The organism is Leifsonia sp. CL147 (assembly GCF_900114565.1).
Classification (GTDB): domain Bacteria; phylum Actinomycetota; class Actinomycetes; order Actinomycetales; family Microbacteriaceae; genus Leifsonia.
In genome coordinates this window covers 53,661-66,678 of the sequence record NZ_FOTM01000011.1, presented here as the reverse complement: position 1 = coordinate 66,678, position 13,018 = coordinate 53,661, and the positions used below count along the sequence as shown (strand labels likewise).

The following is a 13,018-nucleotide window of genomic DNA, read 5'->3' as shown; positions in this document are numbered from 1 at the left end:
ACGTTACGCGGCGGAGGCGAGCGGTGCGTCGGGATCGGCCGTCCACTCGCTCAGCGACCCGTCGTACAGGAGCACGTCCGTGCGGCCGAGCACAGCCAGTGCGAGGGCGTCGGCGGCCGCGGCGATCCCCGCACCGCAGTAGGAGACGATGGGGCCGGGCGCGCTCAGGACGTCCGCGAAGATCGTGCGCAGCGCATCCACCGGAAGAACGGCGTTGCTCTCACGATCCACCAGCCGCACCGCAGGTGCGCTGACGCTGCCCGGGATGTGGCGGGCGGCGAAGTCGCGGGGCGGCGTCCCGCACACCAGCGTGCCGGTGCGAGAGCCGTCGACGATGGCCGCGACATCGGCGGTGCCGGCCCAGAATCCGTCGCGCTCGACCGCCGTCAGCGGAACCGCCGAGCGATCGCCGGCTGCGGTGACCACGCCGGAGTGCCCGCGATCCAGAGGCCGGCCCTCGGCGGTCCATTTCACGGCGCCCCCGTCGAGCACCGCGACGCGGTCGTGCCCGAAGGCCCGGAACAGATACCACAGGCGCGAGGCCCACTGCCCGACCGCCGCGTCGTACACGACGACGGTCGTCTCCGCCGAGACGCCGACCGATGCTGCGGCCGCCGCGAACGCGTCGGCATCCGGCCGGGTGAAAGGGAACCGGGCGGCCGGATCGCTGAAGGACTCCAGCAGGTCGGCGAAGACGGAACCGGGGAGGTGTCCCTCCTCGGTGAACCGGTCGAGTCCGGTCCGGTAGACGGGCCGTCCGTCCGCACCCTGCGCCGGGACGACGGTCGCGTCGAGGACGACCAGCCCCTCGGCGCCGAGGTGGTCGGCGAGCCATTGCGTCGAGACCAGCGGCCCGTCGAGGGCGGCGGCCAGCGCCGCAGGTGCGGCGGGGACGGCGGAGGAGTCGGACGAAAGGCTGGAGGCGTGGTCGGTCGTGGTCACCCGCTCACGCTAACGGCGACCACCGACGCGGGAAACGCATCCCGCAACGCGCCGTAACGCGACGCGCATCCCGCCCCCGCCCATCCCCACCCCCTCCCGCACCTCGCCCATCCGCACCTCGCCTCTCCCGCACCTCGCCTCTCCTGCGGCAGCCCAATCCCCGAAGTGCTCGTTGTTGCAGGCGACACGCCGTGCGCGTGTGCAACAACGAGCACTTCGGGGGAGGGAACCGGCTCACACCGCACGCGGCGCGAGAACGTGCACCCCTGCGGAGCCCACCGGTGCGGCGCCGCGCCGCCGCCGGCGGGCCGACGCCGCCCCGGCGGCCGCGCGCATCCCCGCGAAGTGCTCGTTGTTGCAGGCGACACGCCGTACGCGTGTGCAACAACGAGCACTTCGGCGGGAGGGGACGGGCTCACGCCGTGCGCGACGCAAGAATGTGCATCCCAGCCGAGCGCGCCGCCGCGCCGCCGCGCCGCCGCGCCGCCTCGGCCCACCCGCACCTCGCCCCACCCGCACCAGCCCCATCCGCGAGGTGCTCGTTGTTGCAGGCGACACGCCGTACGCGTGTGCAACAACGAGCACTTCGGCGGGAGGGAACGGGCTCACGCCGTGCGCGGCGCAAGAACGTGCACCCCTGTGGAGCCCACCATGCCGCGGGCGCGCATCCATCCGCGAGGTGCTCGTTGTTGCAGGCGACACGCCGTACGCGTGTGCAACAACGAGCACTTCGGCGGGAGGGAACGGGCTCACGCCGTGCGCGGCGCGAGAACGCCCACCCCTGCGGAGCCCACCAGTGCGGCGGCGCGCCGCCGAGCCGCGCCGCCGAGCCGCGCCGCCGAGCCGCGCCGCCGAGCCGCCCCCGGCAGACGCCGCGCCGCCCCGGCAGCCGCGCCTCCCCGCGAGGTGCTCGTTGTTGCAGGCGACACGCCGTACGCGTGTGCAACAACGAGCACTTCGGCGGGAGGGAGGCGGCACGCGCGCATGCGCCGGAACGAAGCGCGCGCAAACGGACCGCTCAGCACTCGATGACGTTGACCGCGAGGCCGCCCTCGCTCGTCTCCTTGTACTTCGTGGACATGTCGAGCCCCGTCTGCCGCATCGTCTCGATGACCGTGTCCAGCGACACGAGGTGCCGGCCGTCGCCGTGCAACGCGAGGCGCGCGGCGGAGACCGCGGTGGACGAGGCGATCGCATTCCGTTCGATGCACGGGATCTGGACCAGGCCTCCGACCGGGTCGCAGGTGAGCCCGAGGTGGTGCTCCATCGCGATCTCCGCTGCGTTCTCCACCTGGCGGGGCGTGCCGCCGAGCACCGCGCAGAGCGCCCCGGCGGCCATCGCGCACGCCGAGCCGACCTCCGCCTGGCAGCCTCCCTCGGCTCCCGAGATGGAGGCGTTCGCCTTGAACAGCGAGCCGATCGCGGTCGCCGTCAGCAGGTACTGCCGGATTCCCTCGAGGGATGAGCCGGGCACGAACCGCAGGTAGTAGTGCGCCACGGCGGGGACGATTCCCGCGGCGCCGTTCGTCGGCGCCGTCACGACGCGACCGCCGGACGCGTTCTCCTCGTTGACCGCGAGCGCGAACGCGTGCAGCCACTCCAGCGAGGTGGCGCGTCCCGGATCGTCCTGCACGGACTCCAGGTGCTCCCGCATCGCGGCCGCCCGCCGCCGCACGCCCAGGCCGCCGGGGAGGGTCCCGTCGCCGGCGAGGCCGCGCGCGACGCACTCGGCCATCGCCTCCCAGATCAGGTCGAGCCGTTCCCGCGTGGCCTGCTCGCCGTGGAGTGCGACCTCGTTGCGCCGGGCGACCTCGCAGATCGGGATGCCGTCCCGGTCGCAGATGGCGAGCAGCTCCTCCGAGCTGTCGTAGGGGAGTGGATGCGCGTTGCGCGCCGCCAGCTCGGCCTCCTCGCCGTCGCGCCGGATGAACCCGCCACCGATCGAGTAGTACGTCTCCTCGAGCAGCGGCAGCGGCGACCGCTCGCCCGCGGCATCCCGGCCCCACGCCCGCAACGTGAGCGCGTTCGGGTGGCCCGGCAGGCGCGTCCGCGGCTCGAACGCGATGTCGTCCTTCGAGAGCGGGATGCTGCGCCGCCCCGCGAGCAGCAGGGACGCGCCCGGTTGCAGCTGCGACCAGGCGCCGTGCACGTCGTCGGGGCGGCAGGTCTCCGGCTGCAGGCCGGCCAGGCCCGCGATGACGGCGTCCGGGGTGCCGTGGCCGATCCCAGTCGATCCGAGGGATCCGTAGAGCGTGCAGGTGACCTGGTCGACGCGGTCGAGCATCCCGTCCGCGTCGAGGCGTGCAGCGAACGCGGCCGCCGCGCGGAGGGGGCCGACGGTGTGCGAGCTCGAGGGGCCGATGCCGATCGAGAACAGGTCGAAGGCCGAGACGTACGCTGTCACTTCTCCAGTGTATGTCGGTTCCAGCGCAGGATTTCCGCGTGGGCCCGCACATTCGCGCAGCGATCCTGCAGCAGCGAGCCCCAAGGCGCCGCACGCGTGAAGCGGCCGCCGCATCCCTCCGCAGGGTGCGACGGCCGCCGCCGGGTGACCGGACGCTCGCCCGGTCAGGCCTTCCGCATGTAGGCGCGGACGGTCAGTGGCGCGAACACCGCCACGATCACCGCCGCTCCGGCGAGGGCGATCCAGCCGTCCGCGCCGAACGTGGCGCTGTCGGCCAGGTCGCGAACCGCCGTGACCAGGTGGGAGACCGGATTGACGTTGACGAACGACTGGAGCCAGTCGGGCATCGTCTTCACGGGCACGAAGGCGTTCGAGAAGAACGTCAGCGGGAACAGCACGAGGAAGGAGATTCCCTGGACGGATCCCGCGGTCCGGGCGATGACGCCGAAGAACGCGAAGATCCAGCTGATCGCCCACGAGCACACGATCACCAGCAGGCCGGCGAGGATCACCGGGCCCGCACCGGCGGCAGGGCGGTAGCCCATCAGGATGCCGACGATGAAGGTGATGGTCGTCGCGATGGCGTAGCGCAAGGTGTCGGCGAGCAACGCGCCGGAGAGCGGTGCGATCCGCGCGATCGGCAGGGACTTGAAGCGGTCGAACACGCCCTTGTCCATATCCTCCCGCAGCTGGACGCCGGTGACGACGGACGTCGTGATGACCGTCTGGACGAGGATTCCGGGGATGAGCACCGGCAGGTACGACTGCACGTCGCCGGAGATGGCGCCGCCGAAAAGGAGCGCGAACATGACGGTGAAGATGATCGGCTGGAGCGTCACATCCATCAGCTGTTCGGGCGTCCGCTTGATCTTCAGGAGCCCGCGGTGCGCCATGGTGACGGTGTTGGCAAGCGTCTGGCTGAGGCTGACGTGGTTCTTGAGGTCCCGCTCGGCGGGAGGGGTGATGGTGGCGATGGCGGTCATGCGGGGACCTTCTCTCCTTCGTCGGCGGACGCGTGGTCCGCGGTGTCGTCGTCCACGCCGTGGCCGGTGAGCGTGAGGAACACTTCGTCGAGCGTCGGCTTCTGCACGGACATCTCGGACAGGTGGATGCCGGCCTCACGCAGGGTCACGAACAGGTCGGTGACCGTGTCCGCGCTGCGCATCGGCGCGGTGATGCGGGAGCCCTCGGGGGAGGCGACCGCATCCACACCGAGGACCGTCCGGATGGCGCGGCGCGCGTCCTCGAGGTCTGCCGGGTCGGCCAGGCGCAGCTGCAGCGAGGACTCGCCGACGGACGCCTTGAGCTCGTCCGCCGTTCCCTCGGCGACGACGCGGCCGCGGTCGATCACGGCGATGCGGTCGGCGAGCTGGTCGGCCTCGTCCAGGTACTGCGTGGTCAGCAGCACCGTGGAGCCGGTGGCCACGAGGCGCCGGATGGTGTCCCACATCTGGGCCCGGGTCCGCGGGTCGAGGCCTGTGGTCGGCTCATCGAGGAAGATCAGCGGCGGCTGCGCGATCAGGCTGGCCGCGAGGTCGAGGCGGCGGCGCATCCCGCCCGAGAACTTCTTCAGCGGACGCTTGGCCGCCTCCGTCAGTCCGAACTCCTCGAGCAGTTCGGCGGTCTTCCGCTTCGCCTCGCTGCCGCTGAGGCCCAGGAGCCGGGAGAAGATCATCAGGTTCTCGTTCGCCGAGAGGGTCTCGTCGACGGAGGCGAACTGGGCGGTCACGCCGATCAGCTGGCGGACGACCTGCTGCTCCCTCCGGATGTCGTGCCCGAAGACGAAGGCTTCGCCGGCGTCGGGCTTCAGAAGAGTGGCGAGCATGGAGATGGTGGTGGTCTTGCCGGCGCCGTTCGGGCCGAGGACGCCGTAGACGGCGCCGGCGCGGACCGTGAGGTCGACGCCGTCGACGGCGCGGTTGTCGCCGAAGGTCTTGACGAGTCCGTGGGCTTCGACGGCCCACTCGGAGCTGCGAGTCATGGTGGTCCTTTCCTGGTGGGAATGGGTGATGCTCCGATCGTGCCGAGGCGCGCTTACACGGCGCTTACGTCGCGCTTACACCGGCAGCCGGACCCTGTAAGCGGCCGCCGTGCGAGTGAGGGCCGTGGATCGAGTGGTCCCGACACGCCGTTATCGCGCGCGTCGAGACGGCGTGTTGGGACCAGCGGATGGATGCGGCGGTGCGGCCGTGCGTCAGGCGGCGGCCGCCGCTGCGGCGAGCACCGCGGCGCGGTCCACGTCGGCGATGGTCAGGGCGCGGGGGACCGTTCCGAGCTCCAGGCCCAGCAGGGCCGTGAGCAGGTCGAGCTCGGCCATGCCCTGGCGCCGGCGGTTCGCCGACGCGACCCGGTGGGCGCGGCTGAGCACGTCGCGGGCGGAGGTCCCCCAGCGCGGCCGTGCCACGCGCGGGGCCGCGGTCAGACGCGCGGCCGGGGGCGGGGTCACGCCTGCCACGCGGAGGCTCGCCGCGCGCTCGGCGGCGAGCGCCGCATCCAGCCCTTCCGGGTCGAGGCCCGCGTTCGCGAGCGCCGACCGGATCGGGACGCTGCTCTCGCGGGAGAGGGCGAGCAGCAGGTGCTCCGCCTCGACCAGGGGCGCGTTGCGGAGCTGCGCCTCGGTGACGGAGCGGATGACGATGGGCCGCAAGGCCCGCGGCAGCAGCTGGGCCGGCACGTCGGTGGGGGCCCCGGCAGGGATCTCAGACATTGCGTCTCCTCAGTTCGACACCGGCGGCGGCGACGCGGCGCAGGTGCTTCTTGTGGACCGCCTGACGTGTGACGCCCAGTGCGTCGGCGATCTGCGTCCAGGTCCACCCCTCGCGGAGGGCTCGCTCGACCTCGGCGTCCTCGAGCTGGTCGGCGAGTTCGCGGAGCGCGACGACGGCGGCGAGCCCGTCGGCGACGCCTCCGACAGGGTCCGGGAAGGGTGCGGCGTTCATGCAAGCAACTATAGTTGCTTACTGCTCGTTGTCAACTGTGGTTGCTAATGCGGCGGGATGGGCTACGTGCGGACGGCGGAGAGCAGGGCGAGGCCGCGGGTGGCCGCCTCGCCGGGGGTGAGGGATGCGACGGCCGCGAGGGCCGCATCCCGTCGCTCCGCGCCCCACGCGGCGGCGATCGGGAGGGCGATGGCGTCCCGGTGCAGGCTGGGCACGTCCTGACGCGAGTTGGCCCGGCCGGCGAGGGCGAACATCGTCAGCCCGCTCTCCACCCAGTCGGCGGCGGAAGCGCGCGCCTCGGCGCCATGCGCCTCTGAGCCGTGCCACTCTGAGCCGTGCCTCTCTGTGCCGTGCCACTCTGAGCCGTGCCACTCTGAGCCGTGCCTCTCTGAGCCGCGCGCCTCGGCGGTGCGCGGGTCGAGCATCCACGCGGCATACCCGGCGAGGCAGGAGCCGATGACGGGCCGGTCGAGGTTCGGCGGGCTCATCCGCGACGTGACGAGCGTGCGGATGCGCAGGTCCGCGGCCGCCGCATCCGTCCCGGCCCAGTCCACGAGCCCGGGCTCGGTCGCGTGCACGCGCAGGCGCGCCACCAGCCGGGCCGCGCCCATCATGGTGCGCCACGGGCTCAGGGACATCCTGCTCGACGCGCTCTCCTCGGCGAACACGTCGATCGCGTCGTCGTAGAGCCGCACCGACTGCGCGAGGTCGCCCTCCGCGAGCGCGATCTCCGCCATCCCGGCATGTCCGATGGCGTAGTAGTCCACGAAGTCGAAGCCCCTGCGGTCGACCTCGGCGGCGAGGTACCGCTCCAGCAGCCGGCGGGCGCGGGCCGTTTCGCCCACCGAGATCGCGTTCATGGCGATCAGCCAGTCGAGCTGACGGAGGTCCCCGTCCGCCTGGAGCAGCGCCATGCGGTCGTACGCGCGCTGCGCCCACTCCAGGGCCTCGGCGGGATGCGCGAGCTGGCTGTGCGACTGGGCGATGGATTGCGCGGCGGACGCCATCGACCAGGCGTCCCCGGAGATCCCCGCCTGCTGCCAGGCTCGCGTCGCAGAGGCGAGGGACGCCTCCAGATCGCCGGCGTTCTCCTCCAGCTGCGCCGTGAGGAAGTTGCCGATCGCGGACCGCTCCGGATCGGCTGAGGCAGCGAACTCGGAGAGCAGCCGCACGCCGGTGTCCCGGTGCCCGGCCGCGAGGGCGAGCTCGGCCAGCGCATCCAATCGCGGATCGGCCAGCGGCTCGGCGCGGCGCAACCGGCGCAGGCGGGAGAGGGCGCGCGCCGAGGTCCGCAGGTCGATGAAGAGGAAGGTGCCCCCGATGACCGTGTAGCCGGCGGCGACCGCATCGCGCACCTCGGCGGAGGGTTCGTGGCCGGCCAGCACATCCATCACGGCAGGGCCGAAACCGAGGACCTCCGAGTGCGCGCTGCGCAGCGACCAGTAGTACGAGAGTGCGGCGAACACCACGGCGACGGTGTCCCGCCGGACCCCGGCGAGGGCGGACCGGAGCACCCCCACGAGGTTGTCCTGCTCGGCCGTCACCCGCTGGAAGGTGCTCACCTGGGTGCGGCCGTGCATCGTGGACAGCGCGTCGCGGCAGAAGGCGATCGCCCACGCGTCCATGCCGTCGCAGACCTCGTCCTCTTCGCCCGCAGCGACCAGCTCGCGGTCGCCGAACTCGCGGACGGTCTCCAGCATCCGGTACCGCAGCAGCCCGGTGGACGGATCTTCGCTCACGGTCACCAGAGACTGTGTCACGAGCGCGTCGAGGTCGTCGAGCACAGAGACCGTGCCGGATGCGGCCACCGCCTCCGCGGCCTCCGCACTGAAGCCGTCGGGGAAGCGGGAGAGCCGGCGCAGCAGCGACTGTTCGGAGGCCGCGAGCAGATTCCAGCTCCACTCGATGACGGCGAACAGGGTGCGGTGGCGTTCCGGCGCGGTGCGCTCGCCGCCGGTCAGCAGGGCGAAGCGGTTGCCGAGCCTGCGTTCGATCTCGTCCACCGAGAGGGACCGGGTGCGGGCGGCGGCGAGCTCGATCGCGAGCGGAAGTCCGTCGAGCCGGTCGCAGAGACGGGCGACGACATCCAGGGGCAGCATGGCGGCGGGGCGGGCGGCGCGGGCGCGGTCGACGAACAGGGCCACGGCGGGGCCGTAGCGCGACTCTGCGCGCGGTGACCCGGTGGCGGCGCGGGTGCGGTCGCGGTGGGGGCGGGTCTCGGTGCCGGGGTCGGTGCCGGGCTTGGCGCCCGTGTCGGCATCGGGCTCGGTGTCGCTGTCCGCGCCGGGCTCGGCATCGCTGTCGGTCTCGGTGTCGGCCTCCGTGTCGCTCTCGGTGCTCTTCAGCGAATCGAGCGGGTAGACGTGCTCTGCGCCGATCGACAGCGGCGCCCGGCTGGTCGCGAGGACGCGGACGGTGGTGGTCGAGTCCAGGATGTCCTGGATGTACGCGGCGGCCGCATCCACGATGTGCTCGCAGTTGTCGACGATGAGCAGCGTCTCACGCTCCGCCAGCAGTCCCAGGATGCGCGAGCGCAGGTCGAGCCGAGCGCCCGGATCGACGGGACGCGCGGCGCGGGCCTCGCGGATGCCGAGCGTCGAGGCGAAGGCGAGTTCGACATCCTCTCCGGTGCGGACGCTCGCCAGCTCGACCACGATCACGGCGGGCGTGTGGACGGCGCGGTGGCCGACCTCCTGCGCGAGACGGGTCTTCCCGAGGCCACCCGCGCCGAGGACGGTCGTGAGGCGGGAGGTGGCGATGAGGTCCTCGACGGCCTGGAGGTCGTACTCGCGCCCGAGCAGCGTGTTGGGTGCGGAGCGCAGGCCGATGCGAATCCGGCGCGGGGCGTCCGGGTGCGGTTCGGCGTCGTCGGCGTCGTCAGCGACGTCCTCGGCGAGCAGTTCGGCGTTCAGGGCGACGAGGGCGGGGCCGGGACGGGTCCCCAGGCGTTCGAGCAGCGCCTCCTTCAGCTCGGCGAACGCCAGCAGGGCCTCGCTGCGGCGGCCGGCGTCGGCCAGGGCGTGCAGCTGCTCCAGGCGCAGGGTCTCGTCGAGCGGCCGACACGCGACGAGCGGGCGGAGGTCGGCGAGCGCACCGGACGGATCGCCGCCGGCGCGTCGGGCCCGGGCGCGGGCCAGGAGGAGGTCGTCGTAGAGAGCGGAGGCGGTGCGCTGCAGTTCGCCGGCGAGGGGGGTCCCGCCGAGCTCGGCGCCGGGTTCGCCACGCCAGAGCGCGAGCGCTGCCGTCGCCTCGGCGGCAGCGGAGGCCGGGTCGCCGTCGAGGAGGGCGGTCTCCGCCCGGTCGAGGGCATGCCGCGCTCGGCCGAGATCGGTCTGCTCGGGAGGGACGGCCAGCGCGTAGCCGCTCGGTGTCGACTCCAGCAGGCCGTCGGCGGTCGTGGTGCGGACGCGGGAGACGAGCGTCTGCAGAGCGGCGCGTTCCTGTCGCGGCGGGGCGTCATCCCACAGGTCGTCGACCAGCGACGGGACGCTGGCGGCGCCGCGGGCGAGGACCAGCGCGACGATCAGGCTCTTGCCGAGGGCGCCGGCCGGCTCCGTCAGCGCGCCGGTGCGGTCCTCGACCAGCACCGGGCCGAGCACGGCGACGCGAGGGGACGAAGGCTCGGACTGCACCCGCCGATCCTAGAGCCTGCGCCTCCCGATGGCATCGCTGCCGCAGCCGACATTCGTGACGAATGTTGCGCTGGGTGCGGCGTTGGTGCACATTCGTGACGAATGTTGCGCTGGATGCGGCGTTGGTGCAGATTCGTGACGAATGTTGCGCTGGGCGGGGCGTTGGTGCACATTCGTGACGAATGTTGCGCTGGGTGCGGCGTTGGTGCACATTCGTGACGAATGTGATCTACTCCGACAGGGCCGTGCTGAGCGGGCCGCGCGCGCGTAGGCTCAGCCGCATGGCGTTCGACTGGTCGCAGTTCTACGAGAAGCAGGGCGGGCGCGGCGTGCGCCCGACGTTCCAGAGCGCACTCGAGGCGTGGGCCGGGCCCGCCGGCGACGCGATCGACCTCGGCTGCGGCGACGGGGTGGAGACCCGGCATCTGGCCGAGAACGGCTGGCACGTGCTCGCGGTGGACTCCGATCCGGGCGTCGAGGAGCGCGTTCGCACGGGACTCTCGCCCGACGCGTCGCAGCGCGTGACCGTCCGGCAGGCTCCGTTCGAGAAGCTCGGCGATCTGCCCGAGGCCGACCTGATCTACGCGGGCTTCGCCCTGCCGTTCTGCGACGAGACCCACTTCCCGTACCTCTGGGCGGACATCCGCGAGGCGCTGCGCCCCGGAGGCCTGTTTGCCGGCGAGCTGTTCGGGCCGCACGACGAGTGGGTGGGCCGCCCCGGCATGAGCTTCCACGAGCGCAGCCAGGTGGAAGGGATGCTCACCGGGATGGAGGTGCTCCAGCTGGTCGAGGACGACCGACGCGGGATGTCCTTCGACGGCCCCAAGCACTGGCACGTCTTCCACATCGTCGCCCGCGCCTGACGCATCCCTCGTCGCCCCGCCCCACCATCGAGTCCGCGAAGATTGCACGTTTCCGCGGCGAATTCGTGCAATCTCTGCGGACTCGACGGTGGGGCGCGACGGTGGGGGACGGTGGGAGTCAGCGGATGGTTTTGCGGGAGGTGATCTGGCCGGTGTCGAAGCCGAGGAGGTGCAGGCCGCCGTGGAAGCGGGCGTGCTCGATCTTGAGGCAGCGGTCCATGACGACGGTCAGGCCCTTCGACTCGCCGTACTCCGCGGCCTCCTGGTTCCAGATCCCCAGCTGCACCCAGACGGCCGGCGCGCCGACCGCGACGACCTCGTCGATGACGGCCGGGAGATCGCTCGGCTTGCGGAACACATCCACGATGTCGGGCACCTCCGGAAGCGACGCGAGGTCCGGGTACGCCTTCTGACCGAGGATGGTGTCGGCGTTCGGGTTGACGAAGTACACCCGGAAATCGCTCGACTGCTGCAGGTACGTTCCGACGAAGTAGGAGGAGCGGGCGGGATTCGGAGATGCGCCCACGATCGCCACCGACTTCGCGGAGCGCAGCAGCTTGAGGCGCGTCTTAGCGTCCGGTCCGGCCCAGGTCCGCTGCGACTTCAGCAGCTTCGCCAGCGGCGAGTCCGCCGGCACGGCGCAGCTCAGGCCGTTCGCGAGCTGGACCTCGGTGGTGGAGCCGGACGTGGTGGCGCCGGACGTGGTGGAGCCGGACGTGGTGGAGCCGGACGTGGTGGCGCCGGACGTGGTGGAGCCGGACGTGGTGGAGCCGGACGTGGTGGAGCCGGACGTGGTGGAGCCGGACGTGGTGGAGTCGGTGCGCGCGTCCGCCGGAATCGTGGCGGACGCATCCGTTGCGGTCGTCATGCTGCCTTCCCCTCCTCGACGGCGGCGCTGAGCGCCTGATCCAGGTCGTAGATGATGTCCTCGACGTCTTCGATGCCGACGCTGATGCGCACCACACCGGGCAGGACGCCCGCGTCGTGGAGCTGCTGCTCGTTCAGCTGCGCGTGGGTGGTGGAGGCGGGATGGATCACCAGCGTCTTCGCGTCGCCGATGTTCGCCAGGTGGCTGGCGAGGTCGACCGACTCGATGAACCGCTGTCCGGCCTCCCGGCCGCCCTTCACCACGAAGCTGAACACGCTGCCCGGTCCCTTCGGGAGGTACTTCTGCGCGCGTTCGTGGTGTGGATGCCCGGGCAGGCCCGCCCAGAGCACCTTCTCGATGCGGGGATCGGCATCCAGCCATTCGGCGACCGCTCGCGCGTTGTCGACGTGAGCCTGGACCCGGTACGGCAAGGTCTCGACGCCCTGTGCGAGCAGGAACGCCGAATGCGGCGCGAGCGTCGGGCCGATGTCGCGCAGCTGCTCGGCCCGCAGACGGGTGAGGAAGGCGTACTCGCCGAAGTTGCCGGACCACTGCAGCCCGCCGTAGGACGGCACCGGCTGCCCGAACAGCGGGAACTTCGAGGAGTGCCAGTCGAACCGGCCGCTCTCGACCACCACGCCGCCGAGGGTGGTCCCATGGCCGCCCAGGAACTTCGTGGCCGAGTGGATGACGATGTCGGCACCCCACTCGATGGGCCGGTTGAGGTAGGGGGTCGCGATGGTGGAATCGATCGCGAGCGGGATGCCGGCGGCGTGCGCGACCTCCGCCAGTCCCTCGATGTCGGCGATCTCCCCGGACGGGTTCGCGATGGTCTCGGCGAACAGGATCTTCGTCCTGTCCGTGATCGCGGCGGCGTAGTCGGCCGGGTCGGAGCTCTGGACGAACGTGGTCTCGATGCCGAACCGGCGCAGGGTCACATCCAATTGGGTGATGGATCCGCCGTACAGGTTGGCCGACGCGACGATGTGGTCGCCGGCGCCGACGAGCGAGGCGAACGTGATGTACTGGGCGCTCAGCCCGGAGGCCGTCGCCACCGCGCCGAGGCCGCCCTCGAGGCTGGCCACCCGCTCCTCGAAGGAGGCCACGGTCGGGTTCGCGAGGCGGGAGTAGACGTTCCCGTACTTCTGCAGGGCGAATCGGGCGGCGGCGTCGGCCGTGTCGTCGAAGACGAATGCGCTCGTCTGATAGATCGGCAGGGCTCGCGCGCCGGTCACCGGGTCGGGGATGTTGCCCGCGTGGATCGCACGCGTGCGGAAGCCGTATTCACGATCTGCCATGCCGTCACGCTACCCGACCCTCCCCGCACCGGTCCTGCACCCGTAACACACCGCAACCCCGCCTCCTCGATG

At 72.0% G+C, this 13,018-nt stretch carries 10 protein-coding genes; 1 reads left to right on the top strand and 9 read right to left on the bottom strand.

Annotated features, from left to right (window positions below; translation table 11 throughout):
* Nucleotides 1-3 precede the first annotated feature (3 nt).
* From BM287_RS10925 to BM287_RS10895, 7 genes are all read right to left on the bottom strand, one after another.
* Nucleotides 4-942, bottom strand: coding sequence for a sulfurtransferase (locus tag BM287_RS10925; RefSeq protein ID WP_090039373.1), 939 nt, complete (start codon nt 940-942; stop codon nt 4-6).
* Between the two features lie 1,018 nt (nt 943-1,960).
* Nucleotides 1,961-3,346, bottom strand: coding sequence for an L-serine ammonia-lyase (locus BM287_RS10920; RefSeq protein ID WP_090039370.1), 1,386 nt, complete (start codon nt 3,344-3,346; stop codon nt 1,961-1,963).
* Between the two features lie 164 nt (nt 3,347-3,510).
* Entirely contained in the window at nt 3,511-4,329 is an 819-nt protein-coding gene (locus BM287_RS10915; RefSeq protein WP_090039367.1) for an ABC transporter permease, read from the bottom strand.
* Nucleotides 4,326-5,327 (bottom strand): ATP-binding cassette domain-containing protein, encoded by a 1,002-nt coding sequence (locus BM287_RS10910; RefSeq protein WP_090039365.1) that lies wholly within the window; start codon nt 5,325-5,327, stop codon nt 4,326-4,328. The genes BM287_RS10915 and BM287_RS10910 overlap by 4 nt, the downstream gene beginning before the upstream one ends.
* A 213-nt stretch (nt 5,328-5,540) precedes the next feature.
* The gene (locus tag BM287_RS10905; RefSeq protein ID WP_090039360.1) at nt 5,541-6,053 is read right to left on the bottom strand and encodes a Clp protease N-terminal domain-containing protein; all 513 of its coding nucleotides are present in this window, start codon (nt 6,051-6,053) and stop codon (nt 5,541-5,543) included.
* Nucleotides 6,046-6,285 (bottom strand): helix-turn-helix domain-containing protein, encoded by a 240-nt coding sequence (locus BM287_RS10900; protein ID WP_090039358.1) that lies wholly within the window; start codon nt 6,283-6,285, stop codon nt 6,046-6,048. The genes BM287_RS10905 and BM287_RS10900 overlap by 8 nt, the downstream gene beginning before the upstream one ends.
* A 62-nt stretch (nt 6,286-6,347) precedes the next feature.
* Entirely contained in the window at nt 6,348-9,917 is a 3,570-nt protein-coding gene (locus BM287_RS10895; protein WP_090039356.1) for an AfsR/SARP family transcriptional regulator, read from the bottom strand.
* Between the two features lie 281 nt (nt 9,918-10,198).
* On the opposite strand from BM287_RS10895, the gene BM287_RS10890 reads away from it, so the two are divergent.
* The gene (locus tag BM287_RS10890; RefSeq protein WP_090039499.1) at nt 10,199-10,780 is read left to right on the top strand and encodes a class I SAM-dependent methyltransferase; all 582 of its coding nucleotides are present in this window, start codon (nt 10,199-10,201) and stop codon (nt 10,778-10,780) included.
* 118 nt (nt 10,781-10,898) lie between these two features.
* Here the strand turns inward: BM287_RS10890 and BM287_RS10885 are convergent, their stop codons facing one another.
* Nucleotides 10,899-11,429, bottom strand: coding sequence for a CoA-binding protein (locus BM287_RS10885; protein ID WP_090039496.1), 531 nt, complete (start codon nt 11,427-11,429; stop codon nt 10,899-10,901).
* A 215-nt stretch (nt 11,430-11,644) separates the two neighbouring features.
* Nucleotides 11,645-12,946, bottom strand: coding sequence for an O-acetylhomoserine aminocarboxypropyltransferase/cysteine synthase family protein (locus BM287_RS10875; protein WP_090039352.1), 1,302 nt, complete (start codon nt 12,944-12,946; stop codon nt 11,645-11,647).
* Nucleotides 12,947-13,018 lie beyond the last annotated feature (72 nt).